This window comes from Lentzea aerocolonigenes (assembly GCF_000974445.1).
Taxonomy (GTDB): domain Bacteria; phylum Actinomycetota; class Actinomycetes; order Mycobacteriales; family Pseudonocardiaceae; genus Lentzea; species Lentzea aerocolonigenes.
This window is the reverse complement of sequence record NZ_BBOJ01000003.1, coordinates 361,822-383,908: the sequence shown is the minus strand read 5'-3', so window position 1 is coordinate 383,908 and position 22,087 is coordinate 361,822. Positions and strand designations below refer to the sequence as shown.

Genomic DNA, 22,087 nt, shown 5'->3' with positions numbered 1-22,087 from the left:
AGTATTACACGAGTCCCACTCGTGGAAATAGTTAGAATGGGGTCATGACAGGGGCGACGGTCGACTGGCGGCTGACAGATCCAGGCAGGCAGCTGGACGCGAACCTGGTGCGCCTGAACCCGGAGCACCACATCGGCGAGCACGTCGAGCCCGACCTCGACGTGCTCCTGGTCGCGGTCGAGGGTGACGGCGTGGTGCACCTCGACAGCGGCGACCAACGGCTCGTGCCCGGCGCCGTGGTGTGGTTGCCACGCGGCAGCCGCCGGTCGGTGCGGGCCGGTGCGAATGGGCTCGCCTACCTCACCTCGCACCAGCGCCGACCCGGCATGAGGATCACGGCACCACCACCGGGCACGCGGTAGCGCCGCTCGTCGTGCAGGTGACCCGGCCGACGATCGCCGGGCTGACCGGCGAGTTCGCGGCGATGTGGTCGGCCAGCACCTGGTCCATGATCTCCCTGGTGGTGACCCGGCTGGAGAAGTTCGGGTAGCCGTCGCCGCCGTTGGAGATGAAGTCGTTCGACGCCAACGAGTACGTCGCCGCGGCCGTCAGGTCCACCGGTGCTCCGGTGCACGACCCGTCGGCGGCCTGCCGCACCGAGGACACCACGCGGGACCCGGCGGGAGCCGCGATGTCGTAGGTGAAGCAGAGCCCGGACACCTCGGGGAAGCGGCCGTTCACGGCGGGCATCTGCGAGACACCGTTCTCCAGCATGGTCTTCAGCTCGGCACCGTTGACGTTCAGCGTCGTCACGACGTTGCCGAACGGGAGCACGCCCAGCACCTGGCCGCGCGTGATCGGGTACGGCGGCGGGGTGAAAGCCGGGCAGAAGTCGCTCGGGTTGTCCGTCGCCGGGCACGTCAGGTCGGCGCGCAGGCCACCGGAGTTCGTGATGGCGAAGTCCGTGCCGTACTTGAGCCTCATGCCGTCGGTGACCGTGTTGCCCACCAACGACTCGCACGTGCGTCCCTGGGCGTTGCCGCACGCGTCGGCACGCGGGATGACGCGGGTGGAACTGCCGATCACCGTGCTGAGCACCGGTGCCAGCTGTGCGTTGAGGTCGTTGATGCGGCCCTGGATCGCGGGATCGGCGGTGACGCTGATGTCCCACGGCTTGTGGAAGTCCGCGGTCTTGTAGACGACCTTCTTGACGTTCGTGTCGACGACCAGGCGCACGCGGGTGAACCGGAGGCCCTTGCTGCGGTTCTCCGTCACCAGCACGTTGTTCGAGCGCGTGGCGACGACCTGGAAGTCGGTGTGGTCACCGAGCACCGCGTCCACATTGGACACGTTGTCGGCCAGGTTCACGACCGGACCCGTCGGGTTGGTGATCGTGCCCGCCGTGGCCCCGAGGTGGCCGAGCGCCACGATCGCGTTGACACCGCGGGACTTCAGCCGCGCGGCCTCCGCGTTCACCGCCGCCGTCGAGTTCGTCAGCTGGAACGGGGCGATCGCACCGGGCGCGGTCAGCTCCAGCAGATCGTCGTTGGAGTACCCGATGATGCCGAGCTTGACGCCGCCGAAGACGTCGACGACCGCGGACGGCGCCCACTCCGGGGGAGTCTTGCCGTTCGCGTCCACGATGTTGGCGGACAGGAACTTGTACTGCGCCAACGGGATCAAGGTCTGGCGCAGGTACGCCTGGCCTTTGTCGAAGTTGTGGTTGCCGAGCCCGTCGAACGTGAAGCCCATCGCGTTCATCAGCTCGATCGTCGGTTTGTCGCCGAAGAACGCGGAGATCGGCGGTGTGGCACCCACCGAGTCACCGCCGGCGACGGTGATCGAGCCGTTGGTGGCCTCCGCGCGGTAGAGGTCGAACCACGGCTTGAGGAACGCCGAACCACCGATGCCGAACACCGGGTCGGTCCCGCCGGGCACCGTGTCGGCCGCCTCGGACAGCGGCACCAGCTGGCCGTGGTAGTCGCTGATGTTCAGCACGGTCAGCTCTTTCAACGCGCCGGGCTGGGGCAGCAGCGAGTAGAGGATGCGGCCGCGCGCGTTCTGCGGGCCGGGCACGCCGAGCAGCAACGCCATGGTCGGCGCCAGGTCGATCGCGCGGACGCCGGCGAGCGGCTTCTGCTTGCGGATGCCGGGACCCGACGCGATGAACACCGCGTGCATGTTCACGCTGTGCGCGAGGTCCACCAGTTCCGGCAGGTAGCCGTGCTGGCCGAAGAACTGGCTGAACGCGACCGTCTGGCCGGGAGTCGCCGCGTCGAACTGGTACGGCGGCCTGGTCACCACGACCACGTCACCGGAACGCGACGGGTGCAGCGAGTCGGAGCCGTCGACGTTGCGCAGCTCCTCCTTCTTCATGACCTTCAGCACGACCTGCTTGCCGTTGTGCGTGAGTCCGCTGAAGGCGTTGATGATCTGGGTGCGCACGGCCTCGTAGTCGGCCGCGGGCACGACGCCGCCGGGATCGCGGCCGGCGAGTGAGATGTAGATCTGCGCGGTGCCACCGGCGTAGCAGGCCTTCGCCTTGGTGACACCACTCGCCGCGACCCGGCAGTTGCCGGTCTGCTCGGCACCTTGCAGGCCCGCGTCGGCGAGCACCTTGCCCGCGTTGAGCGCGTACCACTGCGGCGCGAACCCGTGGTCACTGGCCGCCATCGTCGTCGGGTTGCCGCCCATCAGCGCGCGGGCACGCCCGAGCTTGGCGTCGGCCTCGTGGTAGGCCGCGCGGAGGTAGCCCTCGCGGATGGCCAGGCGGTTGTCCTTCACGCCGTCGCCGTTGAGGTCGTCGAAGTACGGGTTCGCGGCGCCGTCCATGTCGGTGGGGACGGTGAGCCCGAGGAACTGGTGCGAGAACTCGTCGGTCACCGGGTAGCCGACCTGCGCGAGCTGGGTGTCCGGCTGCAACGTGCCCAGGACGTACTCGAGCACCGCGTCGCCGTACGCCTTCTCCAGGTCGAGGCCCTGCTGGACGTAGGTGTCCTCGTCGATGATCCGCGCCTCCATCGGGGCGAAGTCCGCGGCCACCGCGGTCGGCACGTTCTCGGCGAGGTACTTCTCCAGCCGGTCCTCACCGGCCCCGCCCGCGGGCAGCGCATTGCACGCCGCCGTGCCGCACGTGGCGATGAGGCGTTCGACCGAGGTGAAGTACAGCTTGAACGACGACAGGTCGGGCGCGAGGCCGATCAGCTTCGTGTAGAAGCCCGCGGCCTGCCCCGCGCGTGCGCCGATCAACCCGTCCGGGCCGCGCAGCTTGACCTCCTTGAAGTCGCCCTGCGCCAGTGACACGGCCTGCGCGGCGTTCTTGCCCGCGCTCGTCGGTGCCAGCAGCACGCGGTCGTACGCCGCGGTGCCGTCGCTGTTCGAGTCGTACACGTAGACGTCGTAGACGCGGGTGGGGTTCTGCGCCGCGAACGTCGTCGCGATGGTCAGCGTGGTCTGCTGCGGGACAGCCGCGGGATCGCCGGCGGGCACGTTCGTCCAGCCGTCGGCCGGGCTGAACGCCGCGACCTGGTACGACAGCCCGAACGCCGCCGCGCCCGCCTGCTCGTCCGCCACGACCGGCGCCGTCAGCACGCCGCGGGTGGAGAAGAAGTTCGCGAAGTCCACGGTCGGTCCCGTGATCTTCGCCGCCGCACCGCCCACCCAGTCGATCTGGGCGACCTTCTTGCCCGCCCGTTCGGCACTGGCGGCCAGCGTGTCCGCCTGCAGCACCCCGCTGGCGGAGAACGACGTGCGGTTGTTGAAGTTCGGCTCACCGGTGCGGTGGAAGGTGTTGTTCGTCGAACCGTGCTCGCCGGGGTAGGTGCCGGTGGCCATGGTGTACCAGCCGACCCCGGTGTTGGGCGGGAACGCCTGGACCATGCCGTTCGCGCCCTTGACGCCGTCGGCCATCAATTTGGCGTAGGTGGGCATGGCACCCGCGGCCGCGTACTTGTCGACCAGGTCGGGCCTCATGCCGTCGGAGGCGAAGAACACGGCCCGCGCGGCGGCTCCGGCTGAGGGAGCCGCCGCGGCGGTCACGGGAGGGGACACGACCACCATCGGCACGACGGCGGCCAGGACGAACATGCGGGTGCGGCGCATGACAAATCCTCCAGGTGCCTGCCCCGACCCGCTCAAAGCTTAGGTCCGTTCGCGAGCGCCTCCTACGGCCGAACGACCCTAACGGCCGGGTTGCTGCTGGGAGGTCGCACGGTCCAACGTGGTGCGCAGGACGGTCAGGAGCGCGTCCCGGACCGAGAGCTTGACGCGGGCGTCGAAGGTGATCAACGGGACGTGGTCGCCGATCGCCAGCGCCCAGCGGATGTCCGCCTGGGCGTGGCTGAGCTTGCCCTCGAACAGGTTGACGGCGACGACGAACGGCAGCCCTGTCTTCTCGAAGTAGTCGACGGCCGGGTAGCAGTCGTCGATGCGCCGGGTGTCGACGATGACGAGTGCGCCCAGCGCGCCCAGCGCGAGGTCGCGCCACATGAAGCCGAAGCGGTCCTGGCCCGGTGTGCCGAACAGGTACAGCTTGACGTCGTCGTCGATGGTGATGCAGCCGAAGTCCAGCGCCACCGTGGTGGTGGTCTTGTCCGGGACGTGGGCGGTGCGGTCCACGTCCTCGGAGACCGTCGTGATGGCCGCCTCGGTCCGCAGTGGCGTGATCTCCGAGATGGACGACACCGCTGTCGTCTTGCCGACTCCGAAACCGCCCGCGATGATGATCTTGACCGGTGTCGGGGTGCGGGTCTCAACTGATGGCTTCAAGGCGGCGGATGATCCTCTCGATCATGGCGGGGTCGCCGGCGAGGCCTGCGACCGGTCGGTGGACGGCGAGGTACCCGAGCGCGGCCAGGTCCGCCACGAGGACTCGGGCCACACCGATGTGCAGCCCGAGAATCGCCGCGACCTCCGCCACCGACACAGGTTTGGTGCACAGCGCCACGATGTCGCGGCGCTCGAACGACAGGCTCGCGTGGGACGCCGCGCCGAGCTCACTGGTCAGCACCTGGGTCTCGATCTCCAGGTTCCGGTCGATCGGCTCGGTCCGTCCGGACGTGAGCAGGTACGGCCGCAGCAGCGAGACGTCTCGGTCGGGCACGTCCTACCGCCCGACCGAGAACTTGAGTTCCTCGATCACCTGCGGGGTGAGGACGGAGCTGGCGCGGTTCGCGAACATCGCCATCTCGTAGCCGATCGTGCCGAGACTGGCCTGTTTGGACGCCAGCACGCCCAGGGCGCAGCCGATGCTGATGGTGCAGACGATCAGGTAACCGTGCCCCAGCTCGACGATGACCTTGTCCGGCTCGCCGAGCGGGTGGCACTCGGACACACCGCCCGCGAGGCTCAGCACGGCCGAGCAGATCACCGCCAGCCGATCGGCGTTCTCCCTCGCCAGGTCCGACGACATCGCGATGAGCAGGCCGTCGGAGGACACGGCGATCGCGGCCAGGGCGCCGGGGGTGCCCTGCGCGAAGCGGGTGACCAGCCAGTTGAAGTTCTGCGCCTCGACGCTGGTTCGTGCTGCGGGGAACGTGCTCATCGGGATTCCTTCGTGGATACCCCGGTCTTCAGACCGGGGAGGAAACGGACGCCTGCGGAGCAGGGCAAGGGCGGTCCTTCGCCGCCAGGGTGAATGACCGTGCTCTGACCGGCGGGTGCGGCAGTTGGCGGAGCGGCTGGTACGGTTGTCGCGCCCGGTCGGCGACAACCACGTCGGCGGGGTCTACCGCCGAGCTGGTGGGATGTCAGGTCTGTGGAGCTTGTGTAAGACCGTGGGCGGTACACCGTCCCTTCGCTGGTAACCCCAGGCGGCAACGGGCTGTGAAGCAGAAAACTCGACCCGCGAGGGAAGAATCTCCCTGCTTCAGCTGGGAGTGAGGTCAATCAATGCCCTCTTTCATCGTGTGCGTGCCTGCTCCGGCGGCGGCGCCCTCCGCGAGGCCGTTCGCGAACGCGTCGAGCGCGGCCCGTTCGGCGGCGGGATCGCGCTGCTGCCAGGAGGCGGTGTTCTCAGGAGCGGGTTTTGCGGGTGTCGCGGGGGGATCGTTGCGCAGGCTCGCCGCGAGGCTGGCTCCCGGCACGCGCCGGGTCAGCCCGGCACGTCCCTGCCGCTCGGGCTCGATCGCGGGTGTCGCGACGGGCTGCGGCAGGACCGCGACGCGCGCGACGGCCGTCGACACCAGCGCGATCTCGGCGGTCAGCTCGCCAGACAGCCGGTCCGGCTGCTCCCACACGTCCGTCGCGGCGGCCGGTTCGTCGTCCATGAACCAGCCGAAGTCCTTGCCGCGGAACGGCGCCGACGGCAGGGTGAGCGGCCTCGAGGGCGCGTCCTCCTGCTTCAGAACGCCGGGCGGCAGGGTCACGCGTGCGGTGACACCGCCGCCCTCGGTCGGGGACAGCGCGACGGTGAGCGAGTGCCTGCGCGCCAGCCTGCCCACCACGAACAGGCCGAGAACGCTGGTCGGCGCGATGTCCAGCCGCTCGCGCTGCACCAGGCGCAGGTTCTCCTCGGCGAGCCTGGCCTCGGTCATCCCGATGCCGCGGTCGACGATCTGCACGACGCAGGACCCGTCAGCCGGCCGTGTCGTGCTGACCTCCACAGTGGACTCCGGTGGCGAGAACGAGGTCGCGTTCTCCAGCAGCTCGGCGAACAGCTGGATCAGGTCCGTCCCGAGCGCGGACGGCATGGTGCTCCTGCCGGCGACGTCGAGCCGGACGCGTTGGTAGTCCTCGATCTCCGCCAGCGCCGAACGCAGGACCGTGCCCAGCTCCATCGGACCGGAAAGCCGGGCGTCCTCGCGGGTTCCGGCGATCACGAGCAGGTTGTCCGAGGTGCGGCGCAACCGGGTGGCGAGGTGGTCCAGCTGGTACAGGCTCGCGAGCAACCGCTCGTTCTGCTCGTCGCGCTCCAGCTCGTCGACGAGGGCGAGCTGCCTGCTGACCAGGCTGCGCGTGCGCTTGGCGACGTTGGCGAACATCAGGCTCACGTTGCGCCGCGTGATCGCCTGCCGTTCCACGAGCTGCGCGGCCGTGCCCTGCACGCGGTTGAACGCCTCGGCGAGCCGGCCCAGCTCGTTGCCGGACGACACGTCGATCGCGCTGAGCCGCGGCACCTGCTCGTCGGGCACCTCGGTGTCGGAGACGCGGACCAGCTCCCTGCCGGCGAGATCGGCCACCGCGCCCGCCGCGTCGGTGAGGCTGCGCAACGGGTTCGCGATCGAGCGACGCACGACGATCACGAGCCACACGACCAGGGCGAACAACGCGGCACCGCCCGCACCGACGCTCCACGCGACCGCGTTGGCGCTGCTCGCGCGGGCCTCGGCCGCCGCGGTGATCTCGTCGGTGACCCGGTCCTGCGCGACCTTGCGCAGCTGAGCCTGCGCGGTCACCGCGGTCAGCGCCTCGGCCGCGAACGACGGGCTCGGATCTTTCGGCAGCCTGGTGGCGAGCTCGTCGACCCGGCGGCCCTCGGGGCCCTCCTCCACCGTCACGACCATCGCGGCGTGGTCCGCGTCGGCCTGCTGCACGAAGCGTTCGGTGAACGCGCGGGACTGCATCGCGGCGTCGTTCAGCAGGTCCTGTCCCGTCTGCCTCCTCGCCGCGGCGATGATCAGGCTGGTGTCGTGCAGCGAGTTCTGCTCGGTCGCGCGCAGCAGGGCTTCGAGCGCGGTGAGCTGTCTCGTGCCCTCCGCGTCACCGGTCTGCTGCGGAACGAGGCGCAGCGAGTCGATGACCGCGGTGATGGCGGCGTGGTACGTCCGCGCGACACCGTCGGACGAGGCGCCGCCGCGCAGCGCGTTCTGCCGCAGTCCGGTGAGCGAACCCAGGCGCACCAACGCGTTTGTGAGCTCGTCGGACATGTCGGAGCCGAGCGCGGCGCGCACGCCCTCCACCGCCCTGTCGACGTTGCCGTGCTGGCGCTTCAGGCTCTCGCCGTCGTCGGCGGGCGTCGCCAGGTGCGCGGCCGTGAGCACGCGTTCCTGTTGCAGTTCCCAGATCAGGTTCCCCAGCTCGCGCACCTGCCGTGCGGACTCGGCCGTGCCCGCGGCCGATCCCGCGTCCCCCGCCTGGCCGAGGAGGAAGGGCACCGACACGAGTACCGCGGCGACGAGCGGGGGCACGATCAGCAGGTTCAGCTTCCTGCCGATGGAGTGCCCGTGCAGCACACCTCTCCTCACCTGGTCACCTCACCGCGGAGCCGGTGCCAGGTGCGGACCATGTCCTCAGTGGACGCTCGCAGCCGGAGGAAGTCGGACGTGCGCTTGATCGCGAGATCCCTGTCGTCGGCGAGGGGGATCGGGGTCTCGGCGGCGATGCGACCGGGATCGCTCGCCAGCACGACCACCCGTGTGCCCAGGAACACGGCCTCCTCGACGTCGTGGGTGACCATGAGCACGGTGGTCCCCGTGTCGCGCCAGATCTGTCTGATCAACAGCTGCATGTCCTCCTTGGTCTGCACGTCGAGCGCGCCGAACGGTTCGTCGAGCAGCAGCACATCCGGTTCGCAGACCAGAGCCCTCGCGATCGCGACGCGCTGCTGCTGACCGCCGGACAGCTGACGCGGCAGCGAGCGCCGCACGTCCGCGAGACCGGTCTCGGCGAGGTACCAGTCGATCCTGCGCGCGCGTTCGGCGCCGTCCAGCCCGAGCAGCTCGAGTCCAAAAGCGACGTTGCGTTCCACGGTGCGCCACGGGTAGAGCGATCCGGTCTGGAAGACCAGTCCGCGGTCGGGTCCCGGCCCGGTGATCAGGTGACCGTCGACGGTGATCTGGCCCGCGGTCGGCATCGCGAGTCCGGCGACCAGCGACAGCAGGGTCGACTTGCCCGACCCGCTCGCGCCGACGACGCAGAGGAACTCGCCGGGGGTCACCGTGAGGTTAACCCCGTCCAGCGCGAGCTTCCGTCCGTATTCCTTGGAGACGTCGGTGAGTGCCAGCGTCATGCGGCCCACCGCCCCGCTCTGGCACGCAGCAGGCGCAGGGCCACGTCGATCGTCAGACCGATGACGCCGATCACGACGAGCACCGCGAAGATCTTGTCCGTCTGCAGGAAGCGTTGCGCGCGAACGATCCGGTAGCCCAGTCCAGCCGTGGAGTTGACGAGCTCCGCCACCACCACGAAGTTCCACGCCGCCGCCGCGTTGACGCGGACCGCGTCGATGATGCCCGGCAACGAGTGCGGCACCACGACCTTGCGCAGCACCTCACCACGCCGGGCGCCGAGCGTGTAGGAGACGTCGATGAGGGACCGCGGCACGCTCCGGACGGCGTCGGCGGTCATCAGCGTGTTGAAGAAGACCGTGCCGATGAACAGGATCGCGATCTTCGAGGGCTCGCCGAGCCCGAGCCAGATGATGAGCAGCGGGATGAACGCGCTCGCCGGCAGGTAGCGCAGCAGCCCGATCACCGGCTCGAACGCGGCCTGCGCGGCGTGGAACGTGCCCATCAGGATGCCGAGCGGAACGGACACCAGCACGGCGAGCCCGAAACCCTCCAGCACGCGCCGGGTCGTCGTGCCCACGTCGACCGCGAGCTCGCCCGAACGCGCCATCTCCCAGCCGGCGGACAGCACGGCACCTGGTGAGGGGAGGAAGGTGGCCGGCACGAGACCGCTCGCGCTGAGCGCCACCCAGGAGACGAGCGGCACGGCCAGCGAGAGCGCGGTGAGGACGACCGCGGCGCGGCGGGGGATCGGTGTGCGGATGGTGAGCACCTTGCGGTGCGGGCGGGTCCGGCGGGGCAGCGGCGGCCACGCGGCGCGGACGTCGGTGGTGCGGCCTGCCAGTGCGGTCTTCACCTCTTCACCGCCTTGACGAACCGGTCGTCGAACAGCCCGTCCAGTGACGGCCGGTTCGGCGTGAGCCCCGTGCTCACCATGAAGTCCGCGATCTGGCCGGCCTGGTGGTTGAGGTGCGCGGGCGTGACCCCCGGCGTGAACGCGTCGAGGTTCTGCCGCAACGTGAAGATGGTGGTGCCCGCGTCGTAGGTCCGGTAGTCCTCGGCGCTCACGCCGCCGCGCTTGGCCATGATCTCGATGGCCTGGCCGGGGTTCTGCTTGATCCACTCGAGCGTGTCGAACCACGTGTTCACCAACGCCTGCGCCGCCTCCGGGCGGTTCTTCGCGAACGCGCTGGACACGACCAGGTGGTCGGGGATGGCGCCGGGGAACTCGGCCGAGGTCGCGATGGTGCGGCTGCCGGGGCATTGCAGCGCGGTGGTGGTGAACGGTGCGAAGACACCGACCGCGTCCACCTTGCCCGCGACGAAGGCCGCCGCCGCCGCGTCGGTGGCGAGCGGCACCAGCTCGATGTCCTTTTGCGACAGACCGGCCTCGGTCAGGGCGAGCAGCAGCAGGTAGTGGTCGACCGTGCCCTGTTCGACGGCGACCTTCTTGCCCTTCAGGTCGGCGACGCCCGAGATGCCCTCGCGGGCGATCACCTGGTCGTTGCCCGTCGAGTTGTCGTTGACGAGGACGATCGTCTGCTGCGCGCCACCGCTGACCGACGCGAGCGTGTCGTTGAGCGTCTGGCTGTTGGCGTCGATCGCGCCGCTCGACAACGCGTTGAGGCTGTCGGTGTAGCTGTCGAAGTACTTGAGCTCGACGTCGACGCCGTTGCGGGCGAAGAGTCCCTGCTCGTGCGCGACCTGCCACGGGAACCAGCCGGGCCAGGCACTCAACCCGAGCGTCACCTTGCCCGTTGAGGCCGGGCTCGACGTGCACGCCGTGGCGCACAGCAACACGAGCGCGATCAAAAGACCGTTGATGCGGCGGGAAAACAAACCGAACTCCTGTGAGATTCGCGTTGTGGGAGGGCTACTCGCCGGCAGAGCGGGGCAGGTGGCCCGCGCGGACGAGACAGCCGAGGGTGTCGCAGATGACCCTGGTGGCGATCAACGACGTGATCTCCGCGTGGTCGTACGGGGGAGAGCACTCGACGACCTCGATGCCGGCGAGCGGCTGCGCGGCCACCAGCTGGATGAACTTGAGCACCTCGCGCGGCAGGAAACCTCCGGGCTCCGGCCAGCCGGTGCCGGGCACGAACGCCGCGTCGAGGCAGTCGACGTCGAAACTGAGCCAGACGGCTTCCGCGCCGTCCCACGCCACGTCCAGTGCTCGCTGCGCGGCGGCCTCGATGCCCATCTCCACGCAGTCGGTCACCGTCATGATCGTGGTGCCGCGCTCACGCCCCACCTTCACGCCCGGCCGAGGGGCCTGCCAGCCGCCGATGCCGATCTGGACGAGGTTGCGCGGCGGCACGTTCGGGATGTCCGTCGCGTGGAACCACGGGGTGGTGTGCATCCGCTCGTCGAGGTCGGTTTCCTGGGTGTCGACGTGCCGGTCGAAGTGGATGATGCCGAGATTGCCGCGCAGGTGCTCGGAAACACCGCGCACGGTGGGGTAACCGATCGAGTGGTCGCCCCCGAGCACGACGGGAAAGGCGCCCGACGCGTACACGTGACCGACGGCCTTGCTGATCTGGTCGAACGTCTTCTCGATGTTGCCGGGAATGGTGAACACGTCGCCGACGTCCGCGATGCTGATGGACTCGCGGAGGTCGACGCCGAGCTCGAAGTTGTACGGGCCGTACAGCGCGGAGATCTTGCGGATGCCCTGCGGCCCGAACCGGGTGCCCGGCCGGTAGGTGGTACCGCCGTCGAACGGGGCGCCGAGCACGACCACGTCGTACTCGCCGCACGTGCGGACGTCCTCCACGTACGGCGCTTTGAGAAAGGTGTTGATGCCCGCGAAGTGCGGCAGCTCACCGCGGGAGAACGTGGGGATGCGCCGGTCCACGACGGAGTCCGCGGCGGGGAGCCCGAGCTCGAGGCCGCGTGCGACCTCGCGCTCCCATCCGGTGGTCGGCAGCTGGGCCTCGCGTTCGACGGCGGCGCGGGCTTCCGGGCCGTAATTGTCGTACAACGGCTTGCCGCCGGTCTCAGTCATCGGTGTCCGCACGCTTCCTCTGCGCATTCTTGATGTACCGAAATGCGGAGGTCCCCGGAAACTCCGTGTGCTTTGTCATGTACCTGGACGGAAAGGCTCGAAAATCCAGGTTCAAATGACGTTCGCCAAGACTAGCTGTGCGCGCAACCCCTTCGGCGGGCCCGAGCGTCATCGAATGGAGCAATGATTTCCGGTACTTCGCGTGCTCGTTTGGGGACGCGCCCTCGTGGCCTGCGCAGTTGGCATCAAAATGGTCCATGCCAATGGTGGGCCGATTCGCCGGACTACGATGTTTGAGTCCAATCGGGTGATTTGCTGACGCGTCCGCGCAACGAGCAAGACCTCCCGCACCTCGCCGAGGCGGAGGTGCGGGAGGTCCTGGTCGATGCGTCCACTCGGGACGCTGTTACTTCAGGCCCACCGTGACGTAGTGGATCTGACCGTCCTCGAGCTTCGCGCCGATCCGGTAGAGGTACCCGGCCGCGAGGCCCTTGGTCTGCCAGTTGTAGATGTACTGCTGTGCCGTGGCGTCCCAGCGGAACGCGCCGTCAGCGGTCGGCGAGTCGGACGAGACCGTCTCGTTGACCGAGGAGGTCAGCAGACCACCGCGGACGGGCACGAGCCACTGGGGTGCGGTCCGCGACGCCACCAGCGCACCGGAGCCGTCGCGCAGCTGGAACTTCACCGGCACCGTGCTGCCCGCCTTGAAGACGCTCGTCGGGCCGGTGGCGTTGATCGGCTGCAGGTAGCCGCCGAACTCGTACAGCTGCACCTGGTACCGGCCGGACCGCGTGCTGGTGTTGCCCGCCTTGTCCTTCGCGGTCGCGGTGAACGTCCACGCGCCCGGCTCCGCCGCTGCCGCGACGACCACGACACAACTGTCCACACCGGACACGGCGTCCGTGGCGGTGCACGCGGGTGCCGGTGCGGTGAAGCGGTACACCGCGCCGTCGGCCACGCTGACCGACTCGATGGCCGGGGCGACGGTGTCGACGTTGAGGCCGCCGACGGTCGCGCTCTGGCTGTTGCCCGCGCGGTCGGTGACCGTGCCGGTGACCGACTGGCCGGCACCGTTCGTGCTGAGCACGACGTCGTCGGGGCAGGCCGTCGCCGGGATGCCGGATCCCGCGTCGGCACAGGTGAAGTGGACCTTCACCGGCGCGGTGAACCAGGGCTTGGGGCCACCGACGACCTCGGCCGTGATGGTCGGCTTGGTCTTGTCGAGCTTGATCGTCACCGCGTCGGTGCCGACGTTGCCCGCCACGTCCTTCGCCGTGCCGATGACGATCTGGCCGTTGGTGTCGGTGCTCACCACGACGTCCGGCGTGACGGACCCGGTGTCCAGGCCGGAACCCGCGTCGTCGTCCTTGGCGGTGAAGTGGACGGTCACGTCGCTGTTGTTCCAGTCGTCGGCGTTGGGGGCCGGCGAGGTGGTGTGGGTGACCGCCGGGGCGATGTTGTCCCACTTCAGCGCCACGGCGTTCGGAGGCTCGGCGTTGCCGGCCTTGTCCACGGCCCAGTACGTGACGGTGCCCGCGCCGCTGCCGTCGAGCGGAACCGCGACGGTCTTGCTGGCGCCCGCGGAGACCTGCTCGGCGCCACCGTCGATCCGGTAGTGCAGCTCCTGCACGCCGGACAACGCGTCCGTCGCGGTCAGCACCACGTTCGCCGTCGAGCCGGTGCACCAGCCGTTCGCCTTGGTGCACTGGTTGTCGCTGCTGGTGCTCGGCGCGGTGCCGTCGATGTTGATGCCGCCGACGGTCTTGCCCTTGGTGGTGTTGCCGGCGACGTCGGTGGCGTCGCCGCTCGTGACGGACTGGCCGGCGCCGTCGGTCTTCAGCACCGCGCTGCCGGGGCAGAGGGCAGTGCCGGAGCCGTCGGTTCCGTCGGCGAGCTTCGGGTCGGCGCAGGCGAAGTCGACGACGACCTCGTCGCGGTACCAGCCCGCGGCGTTCGGCTGGGTGATCGGTCCGCCGGTGATGACGGGACCGGCACGGTCGATCATCACGCCGGTCGCGGACGCCGGCGTGCTCTCGTTGCCCGCCTTGTCCTTCACCGTCACGGTGCCGGACGAGAGGTTCCGGCCTTCTCCGGTGATCACGCTGTCGGCCGGCTGGGTCGATTCGTCCACACCGGACAGACCGTCGGTCGCGGTCCAGTGCACGGTGACGTCCCCGGTGTGCCAGCCTGCCGTCGAGGATCCGGTGAGCACGGGCGCGGTCCGGTCGATGTTGATGTCACCGACGGTCGTGGACGCGCTCTTGCCGACACCGTCGACGGCGGTGCCGCTGACGCTCTGGCCCTTGCCCTCTGCGGTGACCACGGCCGGATCACCGCAGCTCGCCACACCGGACTGGGTGTCGGCGCACTCGAAGGAGACGGCGACGTCGGTGTTGTTCCAGCCGTTGCCGTTGGCGGGCGTGCGGGTGCCGGTGATCGTCGGAACCGCGTTGTCGATCCACAGCGCCAGCGCGTTGCCCTCGGCGCTCTCCTCGTTGCCGACCTGGTCGACGCTCCAGTAGGTGATCAGGTGCTTGCCGCTCTCGGTGAAGCTGAACGGAGCCGTGTACTGCTGCACCGCACCGCTGTCCACGCGGTACCGGGTCGCGCCGACGCCGGACAGGCCGTCGGCCGCGGAGAACGTGACCTCGACGCCGTCGGCGTACCAGCCACTGCCCGACGGCTGCGCGACGCTCGCGCTCGTGTTCGGTGCCGCGCGGTCGATCCGGATGCCGGACACGGTCGCCGTCGCTGTGTTGCCCGCCTTGTCGGTGCAACTGGCAGAAGCGGACAGGTTGGCGCCCTCACCGGTCACGGTGCTCGGCGCGGGCACGTTCGTCACGCCCGAACCGCCGTCAGTGCAGACCCACGTGACGGTGACGTCCTCGCGGCTCCAGCCGGTCGTGCTCGGCGTGCCGGTGAGCGTGGGCGCGGTCTTGTCGACGTTGACGCCGGTGACGCTCGCGGTGGCGCTGTTGCCCGCCGCGTCGGTCGCGGTGCCGGTCGCCGTCTGGTTCGCACCTTCGCCCAGCGTCTGGGTTCCGGTGCAACCGTCCACACCGGACAGTTCATCGGCGCACTCGTACGACACGGTGACGTCCTGGTTGTACCAACCGTCGTTCGCGGTGCCGTTCGTCTTGGCCGTGATGGTCGGCTTGGTGGTGTCGATGCTGACCGTGGCGGGGTCGGACGCGGTGTTGCCCGCGTTGTCGGTCACGGTGCCGGTGACGGCCTGGTCCTTGCCCTCGCTGCTGACCGTCTTGTCGGGACCGCAGCTCGCGACGCCGGACTGGGCGTCGCCACAGGTGAAGGTGACGGTGACGGCACCGTTGTTCCAGCCGTTCGCGTTCGCGGCGGGGGATTGGGCGTGGGTGATCGTCGGCGGCGTCTTGTCGATGTTGACGGTGACGGTCTTCGCGGCCTCGGTGTTGCCGGCGTTGTCCGTGCTCCAGTACTCGACCGCGTAGGTGCCCTGCGCGTTCAGCGTGAGCTGGTCGCCGGTCTGCGGCGCGCCACCGTTGACCTTGTAGTGCGTCTCGCGCACACCGGACAGCGCGTCGCTCGCTTGGAAGGCCACGGTGACGTCGGTGTTGTTCCACGCGGTCTGCGGCGCCGTCGCGCTGGTGACCGGCGCGGTCTTGTCGATGTCGATGTTCGTGATGCTGGCACTGGCGACGTTGCCCGCGAAGTCCCTGCCGGAACTGTTGGCCGTCTGGTCCGCGCCTTCACCGTTGAGGAACGTCTCGGTCCCGCACACCGCCACCTGGGAGAGTGCGTCTGCGCAAGCGAAGACGGCGGTGACCTTCTGGTTGGTCCACGTGCCGGGCACGTACGGAGTGCCGTTGGGCAGCTTCGCGCTCGTGGTGATGGTCGGCGGCGTCTTGTCGATGTTGATGCCGCTCACGGTGGTGCTCTGCGCGTTGTCGGCGTTGTCCGTGGCGGTGCCGCCGACGGACTGGTTCACGCCTTCCCCGCTGACCGTCGTGGCAGCAGGACAACTCTTGATCAGCGACAGCGCGTCCGAACAGGTGAACCCGACGGTGACGTCGGTGTTGTTCCAGCCGCTCGCGTTCGCCGCGGGTGTCTTCGCACCACTGATCGACGGCTTGACGGTGTCCCGCTTGACGACGACGGCGGAGTCGGCCCCGACGTTGCCGAGCGCGTCGGTCGCCTTGCCGATGACCGTCTGCCCACCGGTGTCAGCGGAGACCGTCGTCGGCGCGGTAGTCGTGCCACCACCGACCCCGGTGCCGTCGTTGCCAGTCCAGGACACGGTGACGTTGCCGTTGTTCCACCCGGCGGCGTTCGCGGCGGGGCTGAGCGACGCCGTGGCAGCGGGCCCGGTGTTGTCCAGCACGTACGAGGCGGTCGTGGTGGCCGTGCGCTGGGTGCAGTTGTTGGCGTTGGAGTTCTCGCCGATGGTCACCGCTTTGGACTGCACCCCGTCCGCGCCGTTGGGCGTGGTGAGCGAGAACGTCCAGGTGGTGGCGCCGGTCTGCGAGGTTTGGCGGGGAAGCCCGAAGACGTCGACGCACTTCGCGGTGTTCGCCGTGTGCACGACCAGGCTGATCTGCTTGCCCGACTTGGCGTAGAACACCCCGTTCGACGTGACGCCGTCACCGCTGAAGGTGAAGGCGGGATCGCTGAACGAGGTGGCCAGCGCTGCTGGCGCGCTGAAGAGAACGAGTGAACCGGCGACCACGGCTGTGAGCCCCCGACGAGACGTTTGTCGCATGTTTTGTCACCGATCCGGAATGCGGGTGCAGATACGGTCGTCGTGTCGAACTGCGGATGCGCGCTGTTACGCCGGATGGCTCAGGACGGCGGAATTGGGGACCTTGGTCCCGGGGTGACGGGGACCTCTGCGGTGGTCGGGTCGGGTGGCGCCTCGCGTGGGTTCGGCTTGCGTTGCGCAGGTCGGGGGTGGGGTTGTGCGGGTCGGCTTTCGTGGTTCGGCGCGGGTTCCAGCGGGGTGGTCGCCTTTTGCTGTTCGTGTCGCCTTGGGTTGGTGGTTGCTTTGGGTTGTATGACGAGCCGGGTCATTTCATCGCCGCTTCGCGACGATTGCGATTGGGGCTTGACTTCGGGGCCCTTGCGAGGTGCACGTCGGCCTTAAAAAGCCGGGCATAAGGAGCCCGGCCGATCCAACCAGCATAGCACCTCGCTCCCAAAGTCAAGCCCCAATCGCATTCGTGCGTGGTTGCGTTTGTTGGTCGGCTCGCCTCATTACCGGTTGCCTGCGTTCGCATTGCCCTGTCCGGCTCGGCTTCGCCATCGCGGTTGTTGGGGGGCTCGGCTTCGCCGTCGTGGCGTTGGTGTGGGAGTTTCGGCTCGGCTTCGCCATTGCGGTTGGTGGGTGTGCTCGGCTTCGCCATTGCCAGCGTTGCGGTGGGAGGTTCGGCTCGGCTACGCCATTGCCATTGCCATTGCCATTGGTCTTCGAGTTCGGGAGATTCGCTGTGCTGAATGTGGCCTCGCGGGATCGGCCTCGCGTGACGAGGCAGCTGGCCGTGGTCAGGACGGCCTTCACCGGCCTGCCTGCCGCAGCCACAGGAGGGCTTCATCGACACCGCCGCCCGTAGCCTTGCGGCCTTGATCAACACCGCCTGGCTGTGGTCAGGCGGTGTTGATCAGGTTGCGCCTGGGACTTCGTTGCGGGTCGAGCCAGGCTGGCGGGTAGAACGTCGGCATCCCGTTGACCAGCCTGACTTCCCACTCACTCTTGTGGATCAGCGTGTGGTGGTGGCGGCACAGCAGGACGGCGTTGTCGACCGAGGTGTCGCCGCCGTTGGCCCAGTGTTTGATGTGGTGGGCATCGCAATGTCTGGGTGGTCTGAAGCAGCCTGGGAAGGCGCAGCCCCGGTCTCGGGTGACCAGGGTGCGGCGGATCGCGGCGGGGAAGGTGCGGGTCTTGCGGCCGACGTCGAGTGGTTGGCCTGCTCCGCCGAGGACCATGGGGATGATGCCCGCGTTGCACGCGAGCCGACGGGCCTGCTCGGCCGAGACACGGTCGCCGTTGTCGAGGGTGGCGTGGCCGACCTGATTGGCGAGATCCTCGTAGGGCATGGTCAGGGTCAGGGTGACTGGTTCGCCGCCGTGCTCGGGCAGCTGGTCGGCGCGCAGCATCAGGTCGATCAGCTCGGCCAGCGCGTCGCCTTCGCGTTCCTCGCGGGTGCGCGGGTCGGGGCCTTCGTCGGCGGTGGTCGGGCGGGGCTTGGCCAAGGGATCGAGCAGCGCCTCGTACTTCGCGCCGGTGATCTTGTCGAGCTTCGCGCGGATCTCCAGCTTGCCGTTCTTCCACTGCATCATGTGCTGATTGCCCGGCGGCGGCGTGGACTCGCGGTCACGCGGCTCCGGGTCGTCCTGGAAGAGGTTGTAGGCGAGTTTCGCGCCGAGGCGGCGGACCGTGACGGGCTCGAAGTCGCGGGCGTAGCCCACCACGTCGGCTTCGTGCTCGGCGGGCACGGTCTTCATCACCGCGGCGACCGCGGCGACGTGGTCGACCGACAACGCGCCCTCGGCCACCGCCTCCGCGGTGAGCGGGAGCTTGGGGGCGAGTTCGCTGCCGGTCGGGGTGATCTCGTTGGTCAGCAGGGCGGCATTGTCGATCCAGCGCTTGGCGATGTGGAGATCCCAGCGGACGACGTGCCGCAACACCCTTGGCAAATCCTTGTAGCCGAGTTCGCTCGCGGCACCGCGCCGATCCAATTCGGCGACGATCTGCAACGCGGCATTCTCGCGAACCCGGATTTCCGTCACCTCGTCGACGAGACTGCGGAGCAGCTCGTCGGTGGAGAGGAGGCGGGTTTCGAGCACGTGTTCTAATCTACCGCAAGATCACGACAGGATAACGGGAAAAGTCGCACACGATAGGGTGAAACCAGCGATGGCGAAGCCGAGCCGGACAGGGCTATACGAACACAGGCAACCGGTAATGACGGAAGATGAACAACAAACCCAACCACGCACGCTTGCGATTGGGGCTTGACTTTGGGAGCGAGGTGCTATGCTGGTTGGATCGGCCGGGCTCCTTATGCCCGGCTTTTTAAGGCCGACGTGCACCTCGCAAGGGCCCCGAAGTCAAGCCCCAATCGCAATCGTCGCGAAGCGGCGATGAAATGACCCGGCTCGTCATACAACCCAAAGCGACCACCAACACAAAGGTGACCCAACCAGCAAAGGTGACCAACCCCGCTGGAACCCGCGCCGAACCACGAAAGCCGACCCGCACACCACCCGCGCATGCTCCAACGCAAGCCGAGAAACCCGTCAGAGCGACCCCACCGGCACCGGCCGCCCCAACAAGAACCCCTGCGCCTGATCGCACCCCAACGACCGCAGAATCTCCAACTGCTCCACCGTCTCCACCCCCTCGGCGACCACGGTCAGATCCACTGCGTGAGCCATGGCAACGATGCTGGTGACGATCGCCTCAGCCTCGTCGGACTCGCCCAAGCCCGACGTGAAGGAGCGGTCGATCTTCAAGGTGTCCAGCGGCAGAGTCAGCAGCTGCGCCAGCGACGAGTGTCCCGTGCCGAAGTCGTCGATCGCCAGCCGCACACCCAGGTCGCGCAGGGCCGCCAGGGTGCGTGCGGCCAGGGTCGGGTCGCGCATCAGGGCGCTTTCGGTGATTTCCAGGCACAGTGCGCTGGGGGACAGGCCCGCCTTGTGCGTGGCGTTGCGGACCGCGGACACGAGCCACGGGTCGTCCAGCTGGCGGGCTGACAGGTTCACGGTCAGCTGGAGGTCTGGGGCCTGCTCGGCGATTTCGCGGGTGGCGGAGTGGAGCATGTGGGCGCCCACGATGTTGATCAGGTCGCTCTCTTCGGCGAGCGTGATGAACTCGCCGGGGAGGATCAGGCCGTAGCGCGGGTGGTTCCAGCGCAGCAGGCCCTCGACGGACGAGCGCTGGTTCGTCCGCAGGTCGACGATGGGCTGGTAGGCGAGCCACAGTTCGTTGTTGAGCGGGGCCATGCGGAGGTCTTGTTCGAGTTGGAGTCTGCGTTGGATGCGTTCGCGGAGCTCCACGTCGAAGAACGCCACGCGGCCGCGGCCTCTGGTCTTCGCCTGGTACATCGCGAGGTCGGCGTCGCGCAGCAGGTCGGCGCCGTCGCGGGGGTCGCCGGGGTCGGCCAGGACGATGCCCACGCTCGCGTCCACGTGCAGCTGGCGTCCGTCGACTGTGATCGGGCGGTTGAGTTCGGAGCGGATGTGGTCGGCCAACGCCGTTGCCTCGTCGGGGTCGGCCACGCCGTACGCGATCACGGTGAACTCGTCGCCGCCGAGCCTGCCCACCACGTCGCCGCGGCGGGTGCTGCGGCTCAGTCGGGTGCCGACCACTCGCAGGACCTCGTCGCCGGCGCTGTGGCCGAGGGAGTCGTTGATGACCTTGAACTTGTCCAGGTCGATGAACAGGACCGCGGTGACGCCCGACCGGTGTGCTCGGGCGGCTGGGCTGAGGCGGTTGATGGTGACCGTGCGGTTGCAGAGGCCGGTCAACGCGTCGTGCGTGGCGTCGTGCTCCAGGCGGCTGTCGATCATGCGGCGTTCGGTGATGTCGGTGAACGACACGACGGTCGCCGCCGGCAGCTTTCCGCCCGCGGTGAGCGCGCGGGCCGAGAGGGACAGCCACACGCGGGTGCCGTCGGGGCGTCGTGCGCCGACTATGCGGCCGTGTTGCGAGCGGCCCGTTGTGCGGGTGATCGCCGACGGGAACTGGGCCAGCGGGATGGGCTGGCCGGCTTCGTCGTGCAGTTCGGTCAACGACGCCGCCTTGCCGACCACCTCTCTCGCGCGCACGCCGAGGATGCGTTCGGCCGCGGGGTTCACGGACTCCACGAGCCCCGTGGCGCCGACGACGAGCACGCCCTCCTGGATGGCGGCGACCACTGCCGTGAAGTGGCTCTCCGCTCGTCTGCGCGCGGTCTCGTCGGCGCAGATCAGCACGTAACCGCCTGACATCGCGGCGACCGAGACCCGGACCGCCAGCGCTTCGCCGTCGGAGCCGCGGTGCTCCGCCTGGACGACTCCGCCCGCCTCCAGCACGGCGGCGGGGTCCAGCGGAGCTCCCACGACCTCGCCGATGGGCCGGCCGATCGCCTCGGTGGCGCGGTGGCCGTAGACGTTCTCCGCGCTGGGGTTCCAGCTCGTCACGACGCCTTCGGTCGTGGTCGCGATGAGCGCGTCGCTGACGTGCGCGACCAGTGTTGCCTGGTAGCACAGCGCCGCCGCGGCCGCCTTCTGCTCGGTGACGTCCCGCATGATCACCTGGAAGGCCGGTCTGCCTTCCCACGTCGTGCGCACCGAGACCGACTCGATGTCGGTCGTGCCGCCGTCGAACCGGACCAGCACGGCGTCCGCGGGGTCGCTCGTCGCGCCCGGCTCGGTCAGCTTCGCGATCCGCCGCAGCATGTCCGCCTGCGAGTCGGGGTGGACGAAGTCGGTGATCGGCCGCCCGAGGACGTCCTGGTCGGACTGGGCCCGCACGAACCGGACCGCCGCCGGGTTCGCGTACACGAGCTTGCCGGCCTCGTGCACCACGATCGCGTCCGGTGAGAGGTCCACCAGGAGCCGGTAGCGGTCGGCGAGGTCCGCCAGCTCCTGCTGCTGGACGTGCCGTCGCGTCACGTCCGCGACGACGCCGACCAGGGCCCGTGCGGAGCCGTGGGTCGAGACGCGGGCGCGGAACTGGAGCCAGCGCGTGCCGGCCGAGGTGTCGAGGGGCTGCTCCAGCTCGAAGTCCTGCCACGCGGGCGCGGCCTTGGCCGCCACGGTCAGCGGTTCGACCAGCTCGGCGAGCCGGGCGCGCACCGCGTCGGGGTCCGCGCCGGGCACGCCGACCACCGCGTCGAGGCCCGGCATCCAGCCGAACTGGTCCGCGCCGAGGTCCAGCCACCACACCACCGCGGCGCCGACCGACACCGCGAGGTCCGCCAGGAGGTCGTGGTCGAACTCGGTGTCGCCGGTCAGGCCGCTCACGTCTTGGCTCCCAGAACCGACGATTCCTCGAATTCCCGGTGGCGTTGCCATCGTGAAGTCCTACTACACACTCGGCCAGAGCCGCATCCGTCTGGCGTGAACATGGTGTGCCGTTATATCCGGTGACCGGATCCGTCCGGAGGTCAGGGTCGGCTTCTATGTCCATTGTGGACGGATGATTTCCTCGTGACGGGGCCCTCCGGCCGGTTACGCTGACGTG

General features: G+C 69.1%; 13 protein-coding genes. 1 reads left to right on the top strand and 12 read right to left on the bottom strand.

Annotated features, from left to right (window positions below; translation table 11 throughout):
- The first annotated feature begins 44 nt into the window (after positions 1 to 44).
- Positions 45 to 362, top strand: a complete 318-nt coding sequence (locus AOM45_RS07740; RefSeq protein WP_051783121.1) for a cupin domain-containing protein — start codon at positions 45 to 47, stop codon at positions 360 to 362.
- Here the strand turns inward: AOM45_RS07740 and AOM45_RS07735 are convergent.
- The 12 genes from AOM45_RS07735 to AOM45_RS07680 all read right to left on the bottom strand — a co-directional run bounded on the left by AOM45_RS07735 (position 334) and on the right by AOM45_RS07680 (position 21,918).
- Positions 334 to 4,041: a 5'-nucleotidase C-terminal domain-containing protein gene (locus AOM45_RS07735; protein WP_051783119.1), complete on the bottom strand. Its 3,708-nt coding sequence runs from the start codon at positions 4,039 to 4,041 to the stop codon at positions 334 to 336. The genes AOM45_RS07740 and AOM45_RS07735 overlap by 29 nt on opposite strands.
- A gap of 78 nt (positions 4,042 to 4,119) precedes the next feature.
- Positions 4,120 to 4,707, bottom strand: coding sequence for a GTP-binding protein (locus AOM45_RS07730; protein ID WP_030467060.1), 588 nt, complete (start codon positions 4,705 to 4,707; stop codon positions 4,120 to 4,122).
- A complete protein-coding gene (locus AOM45_RS07725; protein WP_030467059.1) occupies positions 4,691 to 5,041 on the bottom strand; it encodes a DUF742 domain-containing protein in 351 nt (116 codons plus the stop codon). Before AOM45_RS07725 ends, AOM45_RS07730 begins: the two co-directional genes overlap by 17 nt.
- Positions 5,042 to 5,044: 3 nt before the next feature.
- Positions 5,045 to 5,482 carry a roadblock/LC7 domain-containing protein gene (locus AOM45_RS07720; protein WP_030467058.1) on the bottom strand — a complete coding sequence of 146 codons (438 nt, stop codon included), beginning with the start codon at positions 5,480 to 5,482 and terminating at the stop codon, positions 5,045 to 5,047.
- 340 nt (positions 5,483 to 5,822) lie between these two features.
- A complete protein-coding gene (locus AOM45_RS07715; RefSeq protein WP_051783117.1) occupies positions 5,823 to 8,123 on the bottom strand; it encodes a sensor histidine kinase in 2,301 nt (766 codons plus the stop codon).
- Positions 8,120 to 8,887, bottom strand: a complete 768-nt coding sequence (locus tag AOM45_RS07710) for an ABC transporter ATP-binding protein (protein WP_030467056.1) — start codon at positions 8,885 to 8,887, stop codon at positions 8,120 to 8,122. The genes AOM45_RS07715 and AOM45_RS07710 overlap by 4 nt, the downstream gene beginning before the upstream one ends.
- Positions 8,884 to 9,741, bottom strand: coding sequence for an ABC transporter permease (locus AOM45_RS07705; RefSeq protein WP_081902027.1), 858 nt, complete (start codon positions 9,739 to 9,741; stop codon positions 8,884 to 8,886). Before AOM45_RS07705 ends, AOM45_RS07710 begins: the two co-directional genes overlap by 4 nt.
- Positions 9,738 to 10,724 (bottom strand): ABC transporter substrate-binding protein, encoded by a 987-nt coding sequence (locus AOM45_RS07700; protein ID WP_051783114.1) that lies wholly within the window; start codon positions 10,722 to 10,724, stop codon positions 9,738 to 9,740. Before AOM45_RS07700 ends, AOM45_RS07705 begins: the two co-directional genes overlap by 4 nt.
- Before the next feature lie 34 nt (positions 10,725 to 10,758).
- Positions 10,759 to 11,889, bottom strand: coding sequence for an agmatinase family protein (locus AOM45_RS07695; protein ID WP_030467053.1), 1,131 nt, complete (start codon positions 11,887 to 11,889; stop codon positions 10,759 to 10,761).
- Positions 11,890 to 12,295: 406 nt separating this feature from the next.
- Positions 12,296 to 16,624: an OmpL47-type beta-barrel domain-containing protein gene (locus AOM45_RS07690; protein WP_156093762.1), complete on the bottom strand. Its 4,329-nt coding sequence runs from the start codon at positions 16,622 to 16,624 to the stop codon at positions 12,296 to 12,298.
- An 881-nt stretch (positions 16,625 to 17,505) separates the two neighbouring features.
- Positions 17,506 to 18,705, bottom strand: a complete 1,200-nt coding sequence (locus AOM45_RS07685; RefSeq protein ID WP_051783102.1) for an HNH endonuclease signature motif containing protein — start codon at positions 18,703 to 18,705, stop codon at positions 17,506 to 17,508.
- 453 nt (positions 18,706 to 19,158) lie between these two features.
- On the bottom strand, positions 19,159 to 21,918 hold the full coding sequence (locus AOM45_RS07680; protein ID WP_030467050.1) for a sensor domain-containing protein: 2,760 nt from the start codon (positions 21,916 to 21,918) through the stop codon (positions 19,159 to 19,161).
- Positions 21,919 to 22,087: the final 169 nt, after the last annotated feature.